The organism is Actinomadura sp. NPDC023710, assembly GCF_040639875.1.
Taxonomy (GTDB): domain Bacteria; phylum Actinomycetota; class Actinomycetes; order Streptosporangiales; family Streptosporangiaceae; genus Spirillospora; species Spirillospora citrea.
On record NZ_JBFAGB010000019.1, the window covers coordinates 123787 to 145532 of the forward strand.

General features: G+C 74.1%; 17 protein-coding genes. 4 read left to right on the plus strand and 13 right to left on the minus strand.

The window, feature by feature from the left end:
* The first annotated feature begins 50 nt into the window (after positions 1 to 50).
* The 3 genes from selA to selD are packed head-to-tail and all read left to right on the plus strand — an operon-like array spanning position 51 to position 4146.
* Positions 51 to 1385, plus strand: coding sequence for an L-seryl-tRNA(Sec) selenium transferase (gene selA, locus AB0H37_RS22870; protein ID WP_329087215.1), 1335 nt, complete (start codon positions 51 to 53; stop codon positions 1383 to 1385).
* Positions 1382 to 3148, plus strand: coding sequence for a selenocysteine-specific translation elongation factor (selB, locus tag AB0H37_RS22875; protein ID WP_360614970.1), 1767 nt, complete (start codon positions 1382 to 1384; stop codon positions 3146 to 3148). The genes selA and selB overlap by 4 nt, the downstream gene beginning before the upstream one ends.
* Positions 3145 to 4146 (plus strand): selenide, water dikinase SelD, encoded by a 1002-nt coding sequence (gene selD, locus AB0H37_RS22880; protein WP_329087219.1) that lies wholly within the window; start codon positions 3145 to 3147, stop codon positions 4144 to 4146. Before selB ends, selD begins: the two co-directional genes overlap by 4 nt.
* Here the strand turns inward: selD and fdh are convergent.
* The 5 genes from fdh to AB0H37_RS22905 all read right to left on the minus strand — a co-directional run bounded on the left by fdh (position 4143) and on the right by AB0H37_RS22905 (position 12318).
* Complete coding sequence (gene fdh / locus AB0H37_RS22885; protein ID WP_360614972.1) at positions 4143 to 7394, minus strand: formate dehydrogenase; 3252 nt, start codon at positions 7392 to 7394, stop codon at positions 4143 to 4145. The genes selD and fdh overlap by 4 nt on opposite strands.
* A 100-nt stretch (positions 7395 to 7494) precedes the next feature.
* On the minus strand, positions 7495 to 9225 hold the full coding sequence (locus AB0H37_RS22890; RefSeq protein WP_360614974.1) for a hypothetical protein: 1731 nt from the start codon (positions 9223 to 9225) through the stop codon (positions 7495 to 7497).
* A gap of 141 nt (positions 9226 to 9366) precedes the next feature.
* Positions 9367 to 10104 (minus strand): evbL, encoded by a 738-nt coding sequence (locus AB0H37_RS22895; RefSeq protein ID WP_179836735.1) that lies wholly within the window; start codon positions 10102 to 10104, stop codon positions 9367 to 9369.
* Between the two features lie 80 nt (positions 10105 to 10184).
* Positions 10185 to 11528 (minus strand): PP2C family protein-serine/threonine phosphatase, encoded by a 1344-nt coding sequence (locus tag AB0H37_RS22900; RefSeq protein ID WP_360614976.1) that lies wholly within the window; start codon positions 11526 to 11528, stop codon positions 10185 to 10187.
* Positions 11529 to 11793: 265 nt separating this feature from the next.
* Positions 11794 to 12318 (minus strand): MarR family transcriptional regulator, encoded by a 525-nt coding sequence (locus AB0H37_RS22905; RefSeq protein ID WP_179836733.1) that lies wholly within the window; start codon positions 12316 to 12318, stop codon positions 11794 to 11796.
* A gap of 1116 nt (positions 12319 to 13434) precedes the next feature.
* Here AB0H37_RS22905 and AB0H37_RS22910 point away from each other — a divergent pair.
* Entirely contained in the window at positions 13435 to 13851 is a 417-nt protein-coding gene (locus tag AB0H37_RS22910) for a hypothetical protein (protein ID WP_329087229.1), read from the plus strand.
* A 23-nt stretch (positions 13852 to 13874) separates the two neighbouring features.
* On the opposite strand, the gene AB0H37_RS22915 is transcribed toward AB0H37_RS22910, so the two are convergent.
* From AB0H37_RS22915 to AB0H37_RS22950, 8 genes are all read right to left on the minus strand, one after another.
* Positions 13875 to 14435 (minus strand): TetR/AcrR family transcriptional regulator, encoded by a 561-nt coding sequence (locus tag AB0H37_RS22915; RefSeq protein ID WP_329087231.1) that lies wholly within the window; start codon positions 14433 to 14435, stop codon positions 13875 to 13877.
* Between the two features lie 30 nt (positions 14436 to 14465).
* Entirely contained in the window at positions 14466 to 15629 is a 1164-nt protein-coding gene (locus AB0H37_RS22920; RefSeq protein ID WP_179836730.1) for an acyl-CoA dehydrogenase family protein, read from the minus strand.
* A 45-nt stretch (positions 15630 to 15674) separates the two neighbouring features.
* Entirely contained in the window at positions 15675 to 16910 is a 1236-nt protein-coding gene (locus AB0H37_RS22925) for a cytochrome P450 (protein ID WP_360614979.1), read from the minus strand.
* Positions 16907 to 17497, minus strand: coding sequence for an ATP/GTP-binding protein (locus AB0H37_RS22930; RefSeq protein WP_179838957.1), 591 nt, complete (start codon positions 17495 to 17497; stop codon positions 16907 to 16909). The genes AB0H37_RS22925 and AB0H37_RS22930 overlap by 4 nt, the downstream gene beginning before the upstream one ends.
* A 37-nt stretch (positions 17498 to 17534) precedes the next feature.
* On the minus strand, positions 17535 to 17897 hold the full coding sequence (locus tag AB0H37_RS22935) for a DUF742 domain-containing protein (RefSeq protein ID WP_179836728.1): 363 nt from the start codon (positions 17895 to 17897) through the stop codon (positions 17535 to 17537).
* Positions 17894 to 18298, minus strand: a complete 405-nt coding sequence (locus tag AB0H37_RS22940; RefSeq protein ID WP_179836727.1) for a roadblock/LC7 domain-containing protein — start codon at positions 18296 to 18298, stop codon at positions 17894 to 17896. The genes AB0H37_RS22935 and AB0H37_RS22940 overlap by 4 nt, the downstream gene beginning before the upstream one ends.
* Positions 18299 to 18429: 131 nt before the next feature.
* The gene (locus tag AB0H37_RS22945) at positions 18430 to 20085 is read right to left on the minus strand and encodes an ATP-binding protein (RefSeq protein WP_360614982.1); all 1656 of its coding nucleotides are present in this window, start codon (positions 20083 to 20085) and stop codon (positions 18430 to 18432) included.
* A 241-nt stretch (positions 20086 to 20326) separates the two neighbouring features.
* Positions 20327 to 21550: a cytochrome P450 gene (locus AB0H37_RS22950; protein WP_329087239.1), complete on the minus strand. Its 1224-nt coding sequence runs from the start codon at positions 21548 to 21550 to the stop codon at positions 20327 to 20329.
* Between the last annotated feature and the right edge of the window lie 196 nt (positions 21551 to 21746).

Sequence of the window (21746 nt, forward strand, 5' to 3'; positions counted from 1 at the left end):
TGTTTGCGTGCCATGCTGGCGGGGTAGCGCTGCATGTCGGAGGTCGCCTGATGGATCGCGGAGCCGGGCCCGCCGCGGGGGAGGACGAGCGGCGGCGGATCACCCGCACGGACGTGCTGCTCGCCGAACCCCGCCTCGCGGGTGCGGCGGGACGGCTCGGGCGCGGCGTCGTGAAGGCGGCGATCGCCGCGGCCCAGCGCCGGGCCCGCGCCGGGGAGATCGCACCGGAGGCGGTGGCCGACGCCGCCGTCGCATCGCTGCCGCCGAGCGCCTCCGGGCTCCACCCGGTGATCAACGCGACCGGCGTCCTGCTGCACACCAACCTCGGGCGCGCGCCGCTGTCGGCGGCGGCCCGCGAGGCCGTGGCCGTGGCCTCCGGCGCCACCGACGTCGAACTCGACCTGGAGACCGGCCGGCGCGCCGAGCGCGGGCGGTCGGCCCTCGCGGCGCTGCGGGAGCGGGTGCCCCAGGCGGAGGCCGCGCACCTGGTCAACAACGGTGCGGCGGCGCTGGTGCTGGCCGCCGCCGTGCTCGCGCCCGGCCGGGAGATCGTCATCAGCCGCGGCGAGATGGTGGAGATCGGTGACGGTTTCCGGATCCCCGAACTGCTCGCCGCCACCGGCGCCCGGCTGCGCGAGGTGGGCACGACGAACCGGACCGCGCCGGACGACTACGCGGCGGCCGTCGGCGAGGCGACCGGGTTCATCCTCAAGGTGCACCCCTCCAACTTCCGCATGACGGGCTTCACGCGGGGCGCCGGCGTCGCGGAGCTGACCGGGCTCGGAGTGCCGGTCGTGGCCGACATCGGCTCCGGCCTGCTCGCCCCCGAGCCGCTCCTGCCCGACGAGCCCGACGCCGCGTCCATGCTCAAGGCGGGCGCGGACCTGGTCACCGCCAGCGGCGACAAGCTGCTCGGCGGGCCGCAGTGCGGGCTCCTGCTCGGGAAGGACGAGCTGGTGCGGCGCCTCGCCCGCCATCCGCTCGCGCGGGCCCTGCGGGTCGACAAGCTGACGCTCGCCGCCCTGGAGGCCACCCTCCGCGGGCCGCTCACCCCGACCGGCGAGGGGCTGCGCGCCGACGCGGCGGCCGTGCGGGAACGGGCCGAGCGTCTGGCCGCCCTGCTGCGGGACGCGGGAGTGGACGCGGTGGCCGTCGGGAGCGAGGCGGCGGTCGGCGGCGGCGGGGCGCCGGGCGTCGTCCTGCCGAGCGCGGCGGTCTCGGTGCCCGAGCGGTACGCGGCGCGCCTGCGGCGGGGGACGCCCGCCGTGATGGGGCGGGTCGAGGACGGCCGGTGCCTGCTCGACCTGCGGTCCGTGCCACCGGACCAGGACGGCGTCCTCGCCGAGGCGGTCCGCGCGCAGACCATCCGGGCGGAGGCGCGATGACGCACGTCGTCGCGACCGCCGGCCACGTCGACCACGGCAAGTCCACGCTCGTCCGCGCCCTCACCGGGATGGAGCCCGACCGGCTGGAGGAGGAGCGCCGGCGCGGCCTCACCATCGAGCTGGGCTTCGCCTGGACGACCCTGCCGGACGGCGAACGGATCGCGTTCGTGGACGTCCCCGGTCACGAGCGGCTCGTCACCACGATGCTCGCCGGGGTCGGGCCCGTCCCGGCCGTCATGTTCGTGGTGGCCGCCGACCAGGGCTGGCAGCGCCAGTCCGCGGAGCACCTGGCGGTCCTGGACGCGCTGGGCGTCCGGCACGGCCTCCTCGTCGTGACGCGGTGCGACCTCGCCGACGCGGCGGGGGCGGACCGGGTCCGCGAGGATGCGCTCGCCCGCCTCGCGGCCACCTCGCTCGGCCGCGTCGAATCGGTCGTGGTCAGCGGCGCCACGGGCGAAGGCCTCGACGGGCTTCGCGCGGCACTGGAACGGCTCACCGGCTCCCTCCCGGAACCCGACCGGGACGCCGACGTCCGCCTCTGGATCGACCGGGTCTTCACCGTCCGTGGCAGGGGCACGGTCGTGACCGGCACGCTCGGCGCGGGGACGATCAGCGTCGGCGACCGCCTCGCCGCCGGCGACGCCCTCCTGCGCGTGCGGGGGCTGCAGAGCCTCAAGGAGGACCACCGGGAGGTCGGCGCCGTCGCGCGCGTCGCCGTCAACCTGCACGGGGACGTGGGGGAGATCGGCCGGGGCGACGCCCTGCTCGCCCCCGGGCGCTGGCTCACCGCCGACGTCGTCGACGTCCGGCTGCGCGGCGACGCCGCGCCCGACCTGCCGCGCGAGCTGACGCTGCACGCGGGGTCGGCGGCCGTGCCGGTCCACGTCCGCCCGCTGGGGGACGACACGGCGCGGCTGTCGCTGCGCCGCCCGCTGCCGCTGCGCGTCGGGGACGTCGCGCTGCTGCGCGACCCCGGACGGCATCGCGTCCCGGCGGGGGCGACCGCCCTGGACGTCCGTCCCGAGCCGTTCGCGCGGCGCGGCGCGGCGGCGGCGCGGGCCCGTGTGCTCGCCGCCATGAGCGGGCGCCCGGACGGCGCCGAGGAGGTCCGCCGCCGGGGCCTGATCAGCCGGTCGGACCTGGTGGCGATGGGGGTCCCCGTCCCCTTCGAGCCGGTGGCGGGGGAGTGGCTCGCCGACCCCGCCCACTGGAAGGACCTGCGCGAGCGCCTGGCGGCGGCCGTCGAGGAGCACGCCGCGGCGAACCCCGCCGACCCCGGGCTCCCGGCCGACGCCGCGCGCCGCGCCCTCGGCCTCCCCGACCGCGTCCTCGTCGACGCCCTCGCCGGGGGCCTCCGGCGGCGCGAGGGCAGGATCTACGGCCGGACGACCTCCCCCGAGCTGCCGCCGCCCGTGCGCGAGGCCGTCGAGGCCGTCCGCCGCGACCTGGCCGCGGCCCCGTTCCAGGCGCCGGACGCGAACCGGCTCACCGAACTCGGCCTCACGCCGAAGATGCTCGCGGTCGCCGCCGCGACCGGCGCGCTCCTCAGGGTGGCCGACGGCGTCGTCCTGCTGCCCGGCGACGACGCCCGCGCCGCCGAGCTGCTCGCCCGGCTCGGCGGCCCCTTCACGCTGAGCGAGGCGCGCCGCGCGCTCGGCACCTCCCGCCGCGTCGCCGTCCCGCTCCTGGAGTACCTGGACGACCGGGGTTACACGGTCCGGGTCGACGACCTCCGCCGCCGCTGCACCGGAAGGCAGGCATGACCGGACCGCTCACGAAACGGCTGACCCAGTACGCGCACGGCGGCGGCTGCGCCTGCAAGATCCCGCCCGGCGAGCTCGAAGAGGTCGTCGCCGGCCTCGGCGCCGCGCCCGCCTCGCCCAACGCCGACCTGATCGTCGGCCTGGACACCGGCGACGACGCGGCCGTGGTCAGGCTCCAGGACGGCCTCGCCGCCGTCGCCACCGCCGACTTCTTCACACCCGTCGTCGACGACCCCTACGACTGGGGACGCATCGCCGCCGCCAACGCACTGTCCGACGTCTACGCGATCGGCGGACGCCCCCTCGTGGCGGTGAACCTGCTCGCCTGGCCCCGCGACGTCCTGCCGTTCGACCTGGCGCGGGAGGTCCTGCGCGGCGGCCTCGACGTCGCCGCCGAGGCGGGCTGCCACGTCGGCGGCGGCCACAGCGTCGACGACCCCGAGCCCAAGTACGGCATGGCCGTCACCGGGGTCGCCGACCCCGCCCGCCTCCTGCGCAACGACGCCGGCAAGCCGGGCACGCCGCTCAGCCTCACCAAGCCTCTCGGCCTCGGCGTCCTGAACAACCGGCACAAGGCGACGGGCGAGGTCTTCGCGCACGCCGTCGCGACCATGGCCGCGCTGAACCGCGACGCGTCCGCCGCCGCCCTGGACGCCGGGATCGCCTGCGCCACCGACGTGACCGGCTTCGGGCTGCTCGGCCACCTCTACAAGATGGCCCGCGCGTCCGGGGTGACCGCCGTGGTCGACGCCGCCGCCGTCCCCTACCTCGACGGCGCCCGCGCGTCCCTGCGGGACGGGTACGTCAGCGGCGGCACCCGCCGCAACCTCGACTGGGTGGCCCCGCACACCGACTTCGGCGCCGCCGGCGAGGACGAGCGGCTGCTGCTCGCCGACGCCCAGACCTCCGGCGGCCTCCTGCTCGCAGGCGAGATCCCCGGCGCCCCCGTCATCGGCGAACTGATCCCCGCGGGCGTGCACCCGATCGTCGTCCGCTAGATCTCGGTGCCGGTCCGGTCGGTCACCCCGGCGCGCTGCCGGTACTCGCGGACCATCGCCGCGGCGGCCGGGCCGCGCGGGCGCCGGCCTGGGCGGATGTCGACCGACAGGGCCTTCGCCTCCTGGATGTGCGTGTTCGGGTCCAGGGACAGGTGCAGCAGCTCGTTCGCCGCGTCGCCGCGGCTGTAGCCGTTCGGGCCCCAGTGGTAGGGCAGCCCGACCTGGTGCAGCGTGCGGCCGTCCACGGTCAGCGGCGACATCCGCTCGGTCACCAGGACCCGCGCCTCCACGACGCCGCGCGGGCTGACGATCGTCGCCCAGCCGCGGTGCTCCAGGCGCCGCTCGGCCGCCAGCTCCGGCGAGACCTCGCAGAAGAACTCCGGTTGCAGCTCCGCCAGGTACGGCTGCCAGCGCGACATGCCGCCCGCCGTGTGGTGCTCGGTGAGCCGGTACGTCGTCGCCACGTACGGGTAGACCTCGGCCCCCGGGTCCGCGCCGCTCGGCGCGTACCGGTTGTCGGGATGCGGCGGCGGCAGGTGCCGGACGGGGTTGCGCTGCTGCTCGTAGAGCGGGTTCCGGAACGGCGAGTCCTGCGGCTCGTAGTGCGTCGGCAGCGGCCCGTCCGTCAGGCCGGCCGGCACGTACAGCCATGCCTTGCCGTCCGCCTGCATGATGAACGGGTCGGTGCCGGCGAGCGCGTCCGGCCCGGTCGCGTCGCTCGGCGGCCTGTAGTCCGGCGGACGGTCGGCGATGAAGTCGGGCACGTCGTGGCCCGTCCATGTGCCTTCCTCGGCGTCCCACCAGACCAGCGCCTTGCGGTCGCTCCACGGGTTGCCGTCCGGATCGGCGGACGCCCGGTTGTAGAGGATGCGGCGGTTCATCGGCCACGCCCAGCCCCACTCGGGCGCCACCCAGTTCTGGTCCTTGCCGGGCTTGCGGCGCGCGGTCTGGTTGACACCGTCGGCGTAGCAGCCGCAGTAGATCCAGCACCCGCACGAGGTGGACCCGTCGTCCTTCAGCTGCGTGTAGGACGACAGCGGGTTCCCGTCGGCGTCCCGGCCGTTGATCTCGGCGAGCACGGCCTCGGCGTCCGGCTCGGCGAGGTCGCCCCGCGTCGGGTAGTCCCACGTCAGGTCCAGGACGGGCCGGTCCATCTCGTCGGTGGACCCGGCGAGCTTCTCCCGGACGATGCGGCCGAGGTGATACATGAACCACAGGTCGCTGCGCGTGTCCCCTGTGGGCTCAACGGCCTTGTGGTGCCACTGGAGCATGCGCTGCGTGTTGGTGAAGCTGCCGTCCTTCTCGGTGTGCGCGGCGGCGGGCAGGAAGAACACCTCGGTGCCGATGTCCTCGGTGCGCATCTCGCCCGTCTCGATCTCCGGGCCGTCCTTCCACCACGTCGCCGACTCGATCAGCGAGAAGTCGCGGACGACGAGCCAGTCGAGGTTGGCCATCCCGAGCCGCTGGATCTTGGCGTTGGCCGACCCGACGGCCGGGTTCTCGCCCATCAGGAGGTAGCCCTTGCACACCCCGTCGATCTGCGCCATGCAGGTCTCGTAGGTGCTGTGCGATCCGGTCAGCCGCGGCAGGTAGTCGAAGCGGTAGTCGTTGTCGGCCGTCGCCGCGTCGCCCCAGTACGCCTTCAGCAGGCTGACCATGTAGGAGCGCATGTTGCCCCAGAAGCCCTTGCTCGCCGCCTCCGCCTGGACGAACGCGTCCAGGTCCTCATTGCTGTGGGCGTGCGGCATCGGGATGTAGCCGGGGAGCAGGTTGAACAGGGTCGGGATGTCCGTCGAGCCCTGGATGGACGCATGGCCGCGCAGCGCCAGGATGCCGCCGCCGGGACGTCCGATGTTGCCCAGCAGCCCCTGCAGCACCGACGCGGCGCGGATGTACTGGACGCCGACCGTGTGCTGCGTCCAGCCCACCGCGTAGGCGAACGCGGTCGTCCGGTCGCGGCCGGAGTTCTCCGTGACCATCTCGCAGACCTCGAGGAACTGCTCCCGGGGGACGCCGCAGATCCGCTCGACCATCTCCGGCGTGTACCGCGCGTAGTGCCGCTTGAGGACCTGGAACACGCACCGCGGGTGGTTCAGCGTCGGGTCCCGCTCCGGGGCGCCCACGCCGATCGCCGGGCCGCCCGAGCCGTGCGCCTCGCCGCGCGCCGCCTCCTCGACCGGCCCGACGCGGTCCTCGTACTCCATGTCGCGCTGGCCGGAGGCCGCCTGGACCTCCATGCCCTCGTACCGCCAGCTTCGGTGGTCGTAGCTGCGCTTGTCCCTGTCCAGGCCGGAGAACACGCCGTCCAGGTCCTCGGTGTCGCGGAACTCGTCGGTGAGGATCACCGACGCGTTGGTGTAGGCCACGACGTAGTCGCGGAAGTACTTCTCGTTCCGCAGGACGTAGTTGATGATCCCGCCGAGGAACGCGATGTCACTCCCCGCGCGCAGCGGGACGTGCGCGTCGGCGAGCGCGCTCGTCCGGGTGAACCGCGGGTCCACGTGGATCAGCTTCGCCCCGCGCGCCTTCGCCTCCATCACCCACTGGAACCCGACCGGATGGCACTCGGCCATGTTCGAGCCCTGCACGACGATGCAGTCCGCGTGCTGCAGGTCCTGCTGGAAGGTGGTCGCGCCGCCGCGTCCGAACGAGGTTCCCAGACCGGGAACGGTGGAGGAGTGTCAAACGCGGGCCTGATTCTCGATCTGCACCGCCCCGAGCGCGGTGAACAGCTTCTTGATCAGGTAGTTCTCCTCGTTGTCGAGCGTGGCGCCGCCGAGGCTCGCGAAGCCCAGCGTCCGCCGCACCCGCAGGTCGTCCTGCTCCCACTGCCAGCCGTGCCGGCGCGCCTCGATCACCCGGTCGGCGATCATGTCCATCGCCGTGTCGAGGTCGAGCGCCTCCCACCCGGTGCCGTGCGGGCGCCGGTACAGCACCTGGTGCTCGCGGGCCGCCCCGGTCGTCAGCTGGAGGGACGCCGAGCCCTTCGGGCACAGCCGCCCCCGGCTGACCGGCGAGTCGGGGTCGCCCTCGATCTGGGTGACCTTGCCGTCCTCGACGTACACGTCCTGCCCGCAGCCGACCGCGCAGTAGGGGCAGACGGACTTCACGACCTTGTCGGCGGTGCTCACCCGCGGCCTGATCCGCTCGGTGCCGGCGCTCCTGGCCGCCGCGCCCCGCCCGAGGGGGTCGTCTCCGCTGAACTGGCGGTAGACGGGCCACGACTCGATCCATGTTCGAACGCCCACGTCACACCGCCCTTTCCGGCTCGGCCCGCCGCCCACCTACCCGCCGCCCGCACCGCGAAACACCGGGTGCCGAGGGGCGGGCGGCGGGTCAGGGGGAGCGTCACCCGGCGGCGAACGCGGCGAGGTTCACCGAGACCGGCTCCGGCCGTCCGCCGTTCTGGACGGCGGACGCCGTCAGGACGTCGATGTGCTGGTAGCCGGGCGCGACGACGTCGCCGGGCTGCGGGTCGCCGCCGAGACCGCCCTCCGCCTCCAGGTCGAGCGTCGGGTTCGCGGTGACGCCGTTCTCGTGGACGGCGTCGTCGGCGATCCCGGGGGCGGCGGCCAGCGCGATGTCGGTGACCATCTTCGTCGGGAAGTAGTGCTCGGTGAAGTCGAGCGGGTGCTCCGCCAGGCTGCGGGCCAGCTCGGCGATGTCGGTGACCTCCTCGCCCGCGGACGTGAACGGGGTGCCGTCCTCGGCCTTGTGCACCGGGTCGTCCGGGGCGCCGACGCGGTCGAAGTCGCGCCAGGTGTACAGCGGGCCGTCCGGCTCGTCCGGGATCGCCTTCTTCTCCGTCCCGAGCAGCCGGGACAGGCCGCCGAGCCCGATCCCCTCCAGGTCGTTCGGCGCGGGGAACTCCTTGTCGACGATCTTCCCGCCGTCCCAGAAGCCGAGGCTGGCCTGCATGAAGGCGAGCGGCTGGGAGTTGTCGTCCAGCAGCCCGCCGAGCGCGGCGGCGTTGGTGATCCGGAAGTCCTTCACCGCCGGGGAGCCCTTGAGGAACGTCGGGTAGTCCTTGGAGAACAGGATCCGGTAGGTGGTGTCGGTGTTGAACGACGGCGGGACGTAGGTCGCGAGGTCCGAGACGCCGCCCGGGTCGAGGCGCGCGGCCAGGCCCGCGATGGCGAGCAGGTTCATCGTCTCGGTGTTGATCACGGCGGGGGCGGACAGGGCGCGCGGGACGACGCCCGTCTCCAGCCCGGCCTGGACCGCGCCCGCGCCGAACCGCAGGAGCGGGACCCAGTCCTCGGGGAAGGCGCCGCCGAACCCGGGCAGTCGCGTCGAGATCCGGGTGTCGAGGGCGAAGTAGCCCGAGCACTGCTCGTACCCGGCGTCGTCCGTGGTGGAGTGGTCGCCGTCGAAGTCCCATTCGGCGAAGAACGCCGTCAGGACGCCGCCGAGCGAATGTCCCCCGCACATCATCTTCCGCTTGCGCGCGGCCTGGTCGGGAAGCTCCCTGACCATCAGGTCGTACTGGTCGCGGACGGTCTGCTCAAGCCCGACGTTCTGGAGCCACGTCACCTGGTCGTTGGTCTGGTATCCGGCGAACTTCCGGCCGTCCACCTCTTTCTGCCGGTAGTAGTAGTCGACGGCGAGATGGGCGTCCTTCGCCCTCAGCCCCGCCTGGATCCCGGTGCCGTCCTCCAGGCAGTTGGAACGCCGGTCGAGCGCCCAGAACTCGATGTGCTTCCCACTCCTGCCCGCGGCCGAGACCGTGTTGCGGGCGACGCTGTCGAACGCGCCCGCGCCCTCCAGGATGCCGGGCTGCGCGACCAGGATCCGGTCGGCGGCGGCCGACGAGGCGGGTCCGTCCTTGTGCCGGAACCGCAGGTAGGACAGCCAGTCGCAGGCCGCCGGATGCGGGCCGGCCGACGCCGGCAGCGGCACCCTGACCCGCACCGCCGACTCGGTGACGTCGGTGACGGGCGAGCCGGAGGCGACCGGCGTCTCGGACCGGCCGGTCTCGCGCGCGCTCACCGGCCCGGCCGTCGCGGTGACCGCCAGCAGGGACGCGGCCGAGGCGGCCAGGACCGCGAACGCGCCGAGGGGGTGGGGAGACCGTCCCATCACGTGCTCCTTCCGGGCGTGATCGGTTCACGGTCCGACAATGGACCTGCCGCTCCCCGCGCGACAGTCCCCGTGCGCGCAATCTCCGCCCGGCTCTTGTGCGCCGGCGACAAGTCCGGCCCCGGCCCCGCGCGGAACCGGTCAGCGGAGGACGGCCTCGCCGAGCGCGCCGATCCGCTCCGCGAACTCGGCGCGCTCGGACGGGGACAGCGCCCGCTCGTAGACGGCGGCGGAGAGCCGGTCGGTGATCTCCTCCGCCTCCGCGCGGCGCGGCCGGAGCGCCGCGCAGTCGGGGAGGTCGCCCTGCCATCCGAAGAAGCGCGCGGTGTCCGGCCCGTCCTGCGTCAGGATCGCCTCCAGCGGGGAGAGCCCGACGGACGTCGTCGCGACGAGATGCAGCCCGCCGCGCAGTTCCCGCAGCACCTGCACCAGCTGCATGAGCCGGGCCCGGGCGCCGTCCGGCAGCGGTTCGGCGCGCCAGCCGCAGAACAGCGGCAGCCCCGACCCTCCGGCGGCGCGCGCGACGCGCTCGGCCAGCTCGCACAGGCGCGGGTCGTCCGGCAGGTGGGACTCGCCCCAGGCCGCGCATCCGAGGGTGTACCGCCGCGTCGCCTCGCGCGCCCCGGCGACCGCGACGCCCTCGTCCCACTGGGCGCGGACGAACCCCGGCTCGAACCAGCCGAGCGCCGCCGAGACGACGTCGGCGTCCGCGTCCCCGAGCACCCCGCCGCGCCCGGCGAAGTAGTACGCGAACGGATTGCCGTATCCCTGCTGCTTACCGTGCTCCGCCGTCCTGCGCGACAGCATCCACCGCGACCCGACACCGTGGATGATCCTGTCGGCGGCGCGGACGGTCTCCGCGGCGCTCAGCTCGCCCATCGACGCACTCCCGCTTCCTCGCCAGCCAAGTAACCGGAAGGTTACTGCCCGGGCGGGCCGGCCCCGCGGGCGGCTCCCGGCTAGATCGCGGACTCGCCCTGCACGGCCCTGCCGGGGTCCGGCGAGGGGCCGCCGGGCGGGTGGTGCCAGTCGAAGCACACCACGACGGCGTCGTCGGCGAGGTCGGTCCCCTCGTGGAACTCGATGAGCTCGTCGATCACGCTCAGCGGGACCTCGGCCGCGGGCTGCAGCCGGCTGCGCCGGGTGGCCTGCTCCAGCAGGAGCGTCCCGTACTCGCCGGCCGTGGCCTTGGCCGCGAAGACCCCGTCGCTGACGATGACCAGCCGGTCACCCGGTTCGAGGTCGAACCGCTGGGGTCGGTACGCGGTGTCGGGGAACATGCCGAGCGGCATCTGCTGCTCCAGCGGCACCGGCGTCACCTCGGCGCCGCGCAGCAGGAGGATGCGCGGGGATCCCGCGTCGATGACGTGCACGGTCCCGTCGGCGAGGTCGATCCGCATGACGAGGGTCTCGGTGAACTCCCGGCCGCCGTGGCGCACGTGCACCATGTCGTTCGCCAGGCTCGCCTGCTCGCCGAGGTCGGCCCCCGACCGGCGGGCGTTGCGCAGCGCGCCGACGGTCAGGGACGTCAGCAGCGCCGCGTTGATGCCGGTGCCCGAGCCGTTGGTCACGGTCAGCGCCAGATGGTCGTGCTCGACGGACCAGTCGAAGTTGTCGCCGCCGATCGAGTAGGCCGGCTCCAGATGCCCCGCGAGGCTGAACGAGTCGTCCGCGTGCGCGTGGCCGGGCAGGAGCTGCCACTGCAGTTCCGCGGCGAGGGTGAGGCGGTGCCGCCGCCTGGCCCGCTCGTACCGGTCGGTCCGGTTCCACGCGACCTTCAGGGCGCTGCCGAGAAGCTCGCCGATCTCGGCCAGCTCGCCCACCTCGTCCGCACTCCAGGGACCGGACGCACTGATCTCCAGGACGCCGATCCGCTCGCCCCGCGCACGCACCGGTATATAGGTGCCGGTCTCCCCGGACCCGTCGCCGTCCCCCTCGGGGGAGGCGAGGACACGGCCGGTGACGAACGCCCGCCCGGCCGGGGTCTGCCGGATCCCGAGCGCTTCGGCGTCCTCCTCGGCGATCGGCACATCGCCGTCCGGTACGGCCAGGGCAAGGCTGTCCGGGTGGGGCGTGGCCAGGAGCGGCGCGACCGGCATCAGGGCGCGCGAGTGGTAGTCGCAGACCAGCAGCCGGGCGGCGGAGACCACGGGGTACTCACGCGACAGCGTCGCGGCCAGCACCTCGGGCAGCGCGTACGCCGGGGCGGCGCGCAGCGCCCGCTCGACCCTGGCCGTGCGCCCCTGTCCACCTCTGGCCGGGCCCCCGTGTTCGTCCCTGGCCGGGCGGCCGTGCGTGCTCATCGCGACCCCATCTCATCACTGCCTGCCGACGCGCCGGACGCGGCCGCATCCCCGCTGCGGCCCGGTCCTGGTGCACCGGGCCGCGGGAACGGCCGTGCCCCCCTCGACCGGCCGTCCAACCGCGGGAATGCGGCTCTGTCATCGGGTCCGCCCCGTCTCGGACGCAGGACCGCAGGGGAAGACTGCCAAAGAGATTGCCATATGGCAAATACTTGATATCGAGGTGCGGAGGAAGGGGTTCGGTGCCGGGGCGCGCGGGTGCCGGTCAAGCCGTCCGGGACCCGAGCATCCCCCTCCCACCGTTCTCGCGCCGTTCGCCGGCCTGGCCGAACTCGGTGAGCGCGTCGAGCAGCCGGCCCCGGGAGGCCGGGGACATCTGCGCCAGCACGTCCCGCACCGCCGCGCGCCGGCGCCGGACCAGCTCGGCGTGCAGGCGCTCGCCCTGGTCGGTCAGCCGCAGCACGATCTCGCGCCGGTCGACGCGGGCGGTCTCCCGCACGATCAGCCCGGCCGCCTCCAGCCGGTCGCACAGCCGGCTCGTGGACGAGGGGATCGCGCCGAGCTCCTCGGCCAGCCCGCCGAGGTTCAGCCGGCCGAACCGCGCGATCACCTCGACGGCGCGCAGCTGGATCGGCGAGATGGCGGGTTCGAGGCCCTGGTCGGCGCGGTTCCAGAGCAGCGCCGTCGCGCTCAGCACGCGTTCCACGGCGACCGCGACGTCGTCCGGGACGGCGCCGGGCGCTTCACCCGCCTGCTCTTCGCCTGACGGCCGCGGTCGTCGCTGACTCACACTCCAGCCTTTCGCACGGAGTCCCCGCCGGCGGCACCTCACCTCGGCCCCCGGTGGCCCCGCCGCGCCGCCCCCGGTCAGGCCGGACGGTACGGGCGCGGGCAGTACCACGATAGGGGTTCCCGCCGTCACGACGCACGACCGCGTCCGGGCCGGCGTACGGCGGTGCCCGTCCCGCAGGCCCCGCCCGCGCCCGGAGCCAGGCGTGCCATAAGGCACATTCAGGGCATCCGCCAGCATTCTCGATCTCATGGTCGATAAATCCCGTTCCGTGCGAGTGAACCATTGCTGCCAAAGCATGTCCTTGGTGGATATGTGCGGTATAGCATTTGCGCCCAGACGTTGCCGATCCACGGGGACGGGCATTCGTGGTGAGCGGATACGGGGGCGTCCCGGGCCGGCGCGGACGACCGGTGAGGCGGGCTGTCCCGCACCTTCCGGTCCTTCTGCCCGGCCTCGGTGGGAGCGCCCTGCGCAGGGAAGACGGACAGGTCTGGGGGACGGCCGCCGCCTGGCGCAGGCCATCGGCAACCCCGGCCGCCTGGCCTCGCCCAAAGCGCGGCTGGACGATCCGGAATACGGCGACGGCGTCGAGACGTACGATCCGATGGCCATTTTGGTACCCGGGTTTCCGGGATATTCGGGCCTTGTCAGAAGCTTCGGTCCGGCCTTCGCCGGCACTTCGAGTTGGACGACGCCAACTATCTCGAATTCGCCTACGACCGGCGGCGTCCGGTAGCGGTCTACTCCGCCCGGCTCGCGGGCGCGGTGGCGCCGCGCCTCGCCTGCGGGAGCGGTTCGCCACCGCAGGGGTCATCCTCGTCGCGCACAGCGTGGGCGGTCTCGTGGTGGTCGACTACCTCCGCCGGCAGACGTCTCCCTCGTCCTGGCGGGCGCGCTGCACGACGGCGTCCGGCTCCGGGGTGTCGTCCTGTGCGGGCCGGCGCTCGCCCTGGTGAGCCTGCTGGTCCGCATCCGCGTCGAGTTGATCAAAGCGACGCGATGACCGGTGCGGATCCGAACCCGGCGGCCCGGGCGCGCGTACGAGGGAGTGGGCCCCCGCGGGGCCCGACCACGCGACGGTGAATGGACAGGGATTCGTGAAGCCTGCACGGGGTGACCGGAGTGGGTGACCGGGCGGCGAGCGCCGGGTTCCTGTCGCGGTTGCTGGAGGCGCTGGAGGACGACTGCGCGGTGTGCGGGGGGACGGGCAGTACCCCGAACGAGCAGTGGCTCGCCTGGCACCGGCGGGCCGGCGAGCTGATCGCGGTCGCCCAGGCCGCCCGCCGCGCCCACGTGCTGCGTCCCGCCCCGGGCGCCCCGCCCGTCGCCGCGCCCGAGCGCGCCGCGGACGCCGAGCCCACCATCGTGACCGCCGTGGAACGCGCCATCGACGATCACATGAAGGCCCGCCCGGACGAGCCGGAGGAAGAACGCTGCGCCGCCTGCCGCGGCCTCGGCAAGGAGCTCACCCCGGCCGGGCGGCAGTTCGCCGAGGTGCTCGCGCGGCACGGCTTCGTCCGCCGGGGGTGAGGCCCGGCCAGGGAGCGAGCCGGTCAGGGAGCGAGAAGGATCTCCAGCATGCGTTCCCGCGGGTCGGGCCCGGTCCCGGGGACGAGGTAGCCGCCGGCCCACACCCGCAGCATCAGCTGCGCCCGCAGGTGCGCCTCCTCCTCGTCGAACCCCAGGTCCTCCAGGCACGCGGCGATGTGCCCGAGCAGCGCCCGGTCGGCGTGCCGCACCGCCTCCTCCGCCGCGGGCTCGTGCTGGGCCCACAGCCGCATCGCCCGGTCGATCGGCGCGACCTCGCGGCCGAGCGCCTGGATCCGGCGCAGCCGCTCGCGCGGGTCGGTGGTGCTGCCGAGCGCGAGCCCCAGCATCTCGTCGGTCCGCTCGTGCGCCCACCGGTCCAGCAGCGCACGCATCAGCTCCGGGCGGTCCTGGAAGTGCCAGTAGAAGCTGCCCTTGGTGACGCCGAGCCGGGCCGCCAGCGCGGTGATCGCCACGCCGCGCTCGCCGGCGCGGGCCAGCTCCCCGTAGGCGGCCTCGATCCAGTCGCGCCGCGCCACCCTGGGCCGCGCCGTCTTCGCGCGGGCCGTCTTCGTGCGGGCCGTCATTCCACCCCCTTCTCCGCCCGGCGGACGCCGTCACACCAGGGTCACCGGGCCGGGGTCCAGACCCAGCTCGATCCTGCCGTAGAGGGCGTACGCCGCGTCCGGTTCGAACACCACGTGCCCGGAGATCGTATTCACGTCCCGCTGCGCCCGCTGGAAGGGGGAGTCGGTGAACTGCGCGCTTGCCCCGGCCGCCGAGCACAGATCGTTGACGACCCGCCGCGCGGTCCCGGCGACGTGCGCCGCCACGAGCCGGGCCCCGGCACGCCGCCGCAGGTCGCAACTCCCCTCCGCCACGGCGCGGACGACGCCGCGCAGGGCGTCCTCCAGCAGCAGCCGGGCGGCGGCCAGGTCCGCGGTCGCCGACGCGAGCCGGATCTGCGCGCCGGTCGTCTCGCGCTGCCGCTCGCCGGAGTAGGCCATCACCCGGCCGCGCGTCCGCTCGGCGAACCGTGCCAGCACGCCTTCGGCCACGCCGAGCACGGGCGCGGCGCCGGTCAGCGCGAACACGGGCACGAGCGGCGTCCGGTAGAGCGCCCCCGAGTGGACGAAGGAACCGGGCGAGCGCCCCTCGGCCAGGTCGAGGAGCGGCACCGACCGGTGCGCCGGGACGAAGACGTCCGCCACCTCGATGTCGTTGCTGCCGGTGCCCCGCATGCCGCTGGTGCGCCAGACGTCGTGGACCGTCACGTCCGCGCGGGGCAGCAGGAACAGCCTCGGCTCGATCGCCTCACCCGCGGTGACCAGCGCCATGACCATGACGTGCCCCGCGTGCATCACCCCGCTGCCCCACGACCAGCGCCCCGTGACCCGGTGCCCGCCGTCCGCGGGAGCCGCCGTCCCGGTCGGCGCGAGGACGCACGGGATCAGCGCGTACGGCCGGTCCGCCCAGACCTCGGCCTGCGCCCGCTCGGGGAAGAGCCCGACCATCCAGTTGTGCAGCGTGTAGATGACCGACAGCCACCCCGTCGAGGCGCACCCGGCGCCCGCCTCCCGGCACGCCGCCGCCATCTCCTCGAACCCGCGCTCGGCACCGCCGAAGCGCTTCGGCACCAGCATCTCGAAGAGCCCGGCCGCGGCCAGGTCGGCGATGGTCTCGTCGGGCAGCCGCCGCGCCTCCTCGGCGCCCCGCGCGCGTTCGGCGAACACCGGCGCGAGGTCCCGCACACGGCGGACGATCTCGTCTCCATACTCCATGGTACGGAACCATACTCATAGGTATGGTCCCGGGACGAGCCCTCGTCAGTGGGGAGTCATCGCCGGGGTGAATCTGACGGGCAGGGCGGCCAGGCGGCGGACCCAGAACGACGGGAGCCAGAGGAGTTCGTCCGGTTTCACGGCGAGCTCGATGTCGGGCAGGCGGTCGAGCAGGACCTCGACCGCGGTCCTGGCGACGACCTCGGCGAGTTCCGGGGCGGGGTAGGGGCAGCCGTGGTCGCCGTGGCCGAACGACAGGTGGGCGCGGTTGCCCGCGCCGGCACCCTGCGCTGGCGGCTGGACCTGGGGGTCGGCGTTCGCCGCGGCCCAGCCGAGGATCAGCATGTCACCCGGACGGATCTTGCGGCCGGCCAGCTCGCAGGAGCGCACGGCGAAGCGGCCGATGTTGTTCTGGGACGGCGTGTCCTCCCACAGCACCTGGTTGAGCGCCTGGGAGACGCTGCCTCGGCCGCCCTGGAGCGTCACGGCGAACTGCTCGTCCACCAGCATCAGCCGCAGCGTGTTGCCGATCCAGTGGCCGGTCGGCAGGGTTCCGGCGCTGAGCATGGGGATCAGGTCGCTGATCAGCTCGTCGACGGTGTAGCCGGCGGGGTGCTGGAGCAGGCGGGAGGTGACGTCCGCGCCGGGGTGCGCCCTGCGGGTCTCGGCCAGCCGGCGCATGGTCCCCTGGAGCCGCTGGTAGGCCGCGACGGCCTTCTCGTCGGAGCCCGCCACGTCCTGGATGTCGCGGATCATGTCCGGGACCTCGGCGTCGGGGACGCCGAAGAGCCCGACCATCACCATCGGCGGGAGCCGGTCGGCGAACCGGCTGCCGAGGTCGGCCTCGCCGTCCCCGGCGAACTCGTCGATCAGGTGGTCGGCGACGCGCTCGCTGATGCCCGCCAGCTCGGTGCGGTCGACGGCGTCCAGCGCGTCGCTGATCGCCGCGCTGCGCCGGTGGTGCTCCTCGCCCTCGGCGAGCATCACCGAGGGGTTCCAGCCGACGAACGGCAGCAGCGACCAGTTCTCGGGGACCAGGTCCCAGGCGTTCCAGCGGCGGGTGTCGCGGGCGAACAGCGCGGGGTTGCCGGTGACGTGGTTGACCTCCCGGTACCCGATCACGTACCAGGCGGGGATGTCGCCTTCGAGCAGGACGGGCACGACGGGGCCGTGCTCGCGCCGCATCCGTTCGAAGAAGTCCTTCGGCCGCTGGTCGAAGTCCTCCCCGTACAGGCGGACGGCGTTCTCGTCGGCGTGGGGCCGGACGCTCTCGTCGGTCACTGCGCGGCCTCCTGGAGCGCGGCGGGGTCGTGGAGGGTGGTGAGGTGCCGGACGAGCGTGATCAGCACGCTCTTGGAGGAGTCGCGCTGCCGGGCGTCGCAGTCGACCAGGGGGACGCCCTCGGAAAGGGACAGCGCGTCGCGGACCCTTTCCAGCGAGGGACGCGGCTCGGGGCCCTCGAAGCGGTTGACCGCCACCACGAACGGCATCTTGTGGTGCTCCAGCCGGTCGAGCGGGTAGAAGGACTCCTCCAGGCGGCGCGTGTCCACCAGCACCACCGCGCCCAGGCTGCCGGAGAACAGCTGGTCCCAGATGAACCAGAACCGCTGCTGGCCCGGGGCGCCGAACAGGTAGAGCACGCGGTGGGCGTCCAGGGAGATCCGGCCGAAGTCGAAGGCGACCGTGGTGGTCCGCTTGTCGGCGACGCGGCTCGGGTCGTCGATGCCGACGCCGGCCTTCGTCATGATCTCCTCGGTGCTCAGCGGTCGGATCTCGGAGATCGAGCCGACCATGGTGGTCTTCCCGACGCCGAACCCGCCCACGATCACGATCTTCAGCGCGTCCCGGACGCTGCGGCGCAGTGGCACGCCGCCTGCGGGCGCGGTCGCGGGGTCCGGTGCGCGGTCAGAGGGCTTTGAGTCCAACGAGCACCTCCTTCAGGGTGTCCAGGTCGGCCAGGTGGGTCGTCGCGGTGGCCGACGTCGGATGGCGGACGGTGATGTGGCCGGTGTCGCGCAGGTCGAGCAGAAGGATCTTCACCACGCTCACCGGCAGCCGCAGATGGGAGGACAGCTCGACCACCGCCACCGGCTCGTTCCGGCACAACTGCAGGATCGCGACGTGCTCGGACTGCATGCCCGGCGCCGGGTCGTTCTCCGCCACGACCAGCGTGACGAGGTCGAGGTCGGTGTCGCCGGCCCGGCTGCGGCCACCGGTCACGGTGTAGAGCCGGTCCGGACCGTCGAGATCGAGGGGGCGGGGGTTCATCTCGACGCGGGCGTGCGCGGAGCCGCGGTCAGGTAGCCGCCGATCTGCTCCACCAGCTCGTTCATGCTGTGCCCGACCAGGCCGACGTCGGCGTCATCGCGGGCCACGACGGCCAGGTGCGCGCCCTCGCCGGCCGGGATGATCAGCAGTAGCCCGCCCGGGAACTCCACCATCGACTGGCCGGCGCCGACGCCCCGGCCGAACTCGTGGGAGGCCGTCATGGACAGGCTCTGGATGCCCGAGGCGATGGCCGCGAGCTGGTCGGCCCGGTCGTCGTCCAGGCCGGGGGTGTGGCAGATCTTCAGACCGTCCCTGGACAGCACCAGGACGTGCTGGACGCCGGGGGCCCGTTCCGCGAGGGACGTCAGAAGCCAGTCGAGTCGACGCTCATCGGTGCTCATCAAGATCACGGGGCTGCGTCCGCCGCAGACGCGGGCCCCTGCCTCCTATCTGTCGATCCTGCGGTCCGGACGAGGCCGCCGGGACCGGTCGGCCGGCGGCCGTCCGCAGGACGGGCGCCGGGCCATGAGCGCTACTGATCGGGGTCTTCGGTGGACGGGTCTTCCTGGTCGGCGCCGGTCTCGGCGCCGCCGGTCGTTCGGTGGCTCCCCGATGTGGACGCGCGGAACGCGGCGAACCGCGCCCCCGGGTCGCGGGGGAGGGGAGGCGGGGCCGCCTGCGGCTCCACCTCCTCGGTGAGCGTGGCGCCGCGGCGGCGTTTGGGCAGGTACGCCGCCGGGTCGGAGGCGTCCGCGCCGGGCGCCGCCGCGGCCATGGCCGGGGCGGGCTCGCGGGCGGGCTCGCGGGTGTGGGCGCCGGTGCTCCTGGGCGCGCTGCGGATGGACTCCGCCAGGGTCCCCGTGCCGGCCCCGCCGGAGGAGTGGGTGACGAGCTGGCGCGGGATCAGCACGACGACGCCGACGCCGCCGCGCGAGGACGGCCGGAAGCTGACCCGCAGGCCGTGCTTGCCCGCCAGCCGCCCGACCACCGCCAGGCCCAGCCGGGTGCCGGGCAGCGACGTCAGGTCGGCGGCCTCGGAGACCAGCCGCTCGGCGCGCTCCCGCTCGCGCTGGCGCATCCCGAGCCCGCTGTCCTCGACCGTGATGACGATCCCGGCGTCCTCCTCCTCGGCGTAGACGTGCACGGCCGAGCCGTGCGGGGAGAAGTTGGCCGCGTTGTCCATCAGCTCGGCCAGCGCGTGCATGACGCCCTCGGCGGCGAACCCGGCGATGGCGGCGGTGCTGGTGGAGTGGTACTGGACGCGCTGGTAGGACGCGATCCGCCCCATGGCGCCGCGGATGACGCTCTCCAGCCCGATGGGCCTGGTCCAGCGCCGCCCCGAGCGACCGCCGCTGAGCAGCGCGATGCTGTCGGCCAGGCGCCCCATCTGGGAGACGTGGTGGTCGAGGTCGAGCAGGTCGCCGAAGACCTCGTCCTCGCTGTAGCGGTCCTCCAGCTCACGGAGCTGGGCGAGCATGCGGGTCGTCTGCGCCTGGATCCGCGCCGCCGCGGCCGCGGAGGCCGCCATGGCGGCCGCCCGGGTGCGCTCCCCGGCGGCCACGTCGTCGGTGAGCGCGCGAAGGAGCCGGTCGAGCGCCGCGTGCGCGGGTGCCGGGAACTCGGCCAGCACGGACGCGGCCGAGGCGCGGTCGCCGCGGATCCGCTCGACCATGGCGGGCAGCGTCGAGTCGGCCAGCCGGTCGACCTCCTCCTCCAGGGCGGCCAGCTCGGTCTCGGCCCGGGACGCGTGCCGCTCGCTCGCGGCGACGCCCTCCGCCACCGTGCGCACCAGGCGGCCCAGCAGGTGGTTCGGGACGGCCTGCAGCTCGGCCAGGGTCTCGTCCTGCGCGGCCCCGGCGTGCAGCCGTTCGATCAGTGCCGGGAGCGGTCCGTCGACGAGCTCCTGGAGCCTGCGCTCCAGGAGGTCGCTCTCGCCCTCGACCCGGGCCAGCCGCTCGCGGGCGGCCCGCGCGCACTCGGCGTAGTAGGCCGCGGCCCCTGCGGCGAGGCTCACCAGGAGCGCTCCCGCGCCGCCGCCCAGGGCGACGACGGCCCGCGACCCGTCGTCCACGGCCAGCAGCGCCCCGAGCCAGGCGCCGCCGGTGACGATCGCCGCGATCAGCCAGACCCAGAAGGCGCGTTCCAGCGCGGCGCGCTCGGTGCGTGCTCGATCCGCTCCTGTTGCCATCCCTCGTGTCCCTGTGAGCGTCGGTGACTGGCGCGCAGGACTTTTCGACCTGTTGCACGGCGGTCATATCGGTATAAGGCGTGACAATGATGCACCAAAACGTGCGGGCGCACAGGTGATCACAAGAAATGGTCGATCTTTCCGGTCGCGGGGCGGGTGCGCCCGCCGCCCGCGGTTTCCCGCGGCCGGGCCCGCAGCGGCCCGGTCCGGCGGCCCAGGCCGCCGGACCGGGCCGGGGGCGTCAGGGCCTGACGGGGCCGAGCGCGACCGGCAGGCTGAGCGGGCCCACCGTGAAGAACGAGGGCGAGTAGGGGATGTCGTCCGGGTCGGCGGCGAGGGCGAGGTCCGGCAGCCGCCGGTACAGCGCGGCGAGAGCCAGCCGGCCCTCCAGGCGGGCCAGCGAGGCGCCGATGCAGTACCGGGGGCCGTGGCCGAAGCCGAGGCGCCCGTTCCGCTCCCGCGTGATGTCGAAGCGGTCCGCGTCCTCGCCGTGCTCCGCCGGGTCGAGGCCGCTCGCCTGGAAGGCCACGCCGACGGCCTGTCCCTTGGGGACGCGCACCCCGGCGATGGTCACCTCTTCCGCGGTGAAGCGCCAGCTCGTCATCATCACCGAGTGGCGGTAGCGCAGGGTCTCCTCGACCACGTCGGCCCACCGGTCCTCGGCCTTGGCCAGTTCGAGCTGGTCGGGGTTCTGGGACAGCGCCACCACGGCGTGCCCGAGCAGGTGGACCGTGGTCTCGTGGCCGGCGACGAGCATCAGCCACAGCACGCCGACCAGTTCGTCGGTCGTGAGCCGGTCACCCTCGTCGCGGGCCTGGACCAGGCCGGAGGTGAGGTCGTCGCCGGGTGCCCGCTGCTTGCTCTCCGCCAGTTCGTGCAGGTAGGCCTGGAGCGTGTTCTGCGTCGCGAACGCCACCTCGGGCGGGGTGGTGTGCGCGAGCAGCGTCGCGGTCCACTCGCGCATCCGGGGGCGGTCCTCGGCGGGGACGCCGAACAGCTCGCAGATCACCCACATCGGCAGCGCCTCGGTGAAGGCGGGGACCAGGTCGACGACCTCGCCCGCGGACACGACGTCGTCGAGCAGGCCCTCCACGATCTGACGGACGCGCGGCTCCAGCGCCTGCACCCGCGAGGGCGTGAACGCCTTGCCGATCAGACCGCGCAGCCGGCGGTGGTCCGCCCCGTCCTTGGTGGACAGGTGACCCCCCTCGACGATGGCGCGCAGCGGCCAGTCCTCGGGGATCGACCCGTCGTGCAGGGCGGGCCAGTGCCGCGGGTCGCGCAGAAAGGTCCGGTTGTCCCCGGCGAGGATCTCCCGGACGGCGTCGTGGGTCAGCGCCAGGTAGGCGGGGACGCCGCCGGGGAACTCCACCTCGACCACGGGGGCGATCTCCCGCAGCCGCCGGCAGGTGTCGAGCGGGTTCTCGTTCGCGGCGGGGAAGGGGGGCAGGGGGCTTGTCGTCATTCTGTCCCATTCGGAGATGAGGTAAGTGACAGATGGTCCATCCTTTCTCCTGTGATCACCTCGCGGCAAGATATTCACCAATTAGGCCGTATGTCGTTTCGTATGGTATTTGCAGTAAACAAAGACCCGGAAGGCCCCGGGTGCGCGGCGGCCGCGCCGACCGCGGCGCTGCGCCGGCGGGCACGGGAGCCGCGCC

Excerpts from the sequence above, each read along its gene's own strand:
- AB0H37_RS22950 (WP_329087239.1), bottom strand. The coding sequence starts at position 21,550 with ATGACGACAAGCCCCCTGCCCCCCTTCCCCGCCGCGAACGAGAACCCG.
- AB0H37_RS22895 (WP_179836735.1), bottom strand. The coding sequence starts at position 10,104 with ATGGGCGAGCTGAGCGCCGCGGAGACCGTCCGCGCCGCCGACAGGATC.
- AB0H37_RS22940 (WP_179836727.1), bottom strand. The coding sequence starts at position 18,298 with ATGAGCACCGATGAGCGTCGACTCGACTGGCTTCTGACGTCCCTCGCG.
- AB0H37_RS22945 (WP_360614982.1), bottom strand. The coding sequence starts at position 20,085 with ATGGCAACAGGAGCGGATCGAGCACGCACCGAGCGCGCCGCGCTGGAA.
- AB0H37_RS22935 (WP_179836728.1), bottom strand. The coding sequence starts at position 17,897 with ATGAACCCCCGCCCCCTCGATCTCGACGGTCCGGACCGGCTCTACACC.
- AB0H37_RS22915 (WP_329087231.1), bottom strand. The coding sequence starts at position 14,435 with ATGACGGCCCGCACGAAGACGGCCCGCGCGAAGACGGCGCGGCCCAGG.
- AB0H37_RS22920 (WP_179836730.1), bottom strand. The coding sequence starts at position 15,629 with ATGGAGTATGGAGACGAGATCGTCCGCCGTGTGCGGGACCTCGCGCCG.
- selD (WP_329087219.1), top strand. The coding sequence starts at position 3,145 with ATGACCGGACCGCTCACGAAACGGCTGACCCAGTACGCGCACGGCGGC.
- selA (WP_329087215.1), top strand. The coding sequence starts at position 51 with ATGGATCGCGGAGCCGGGCCCGCCGCGGGGGAGGACGAGCGGCGGCGG.
- selB (WP_360614970.1), top strand. The coding sequence starts at position 1,382 with ATGACGCACGTCGTCGCGACCGCCGGCCACGTCGACCACGGCAAGTCC.
- AB0H37_RS22900 (WP_360614976.1), bottom strand. The coding sequence starts at position 11,528 with ATGAGCACGCACGGCCGCCCGGCCAGGGACGAACACGGGGGCCCGGCC.
- AB0H37_RS22890 (WP_360614974.1), bottom strand. The coding sequence starts at position 9,225 with ATGGGACGGTCTCCCCACCCCCTCGGCGCGTTCGCGGTCCTGGCCGCC.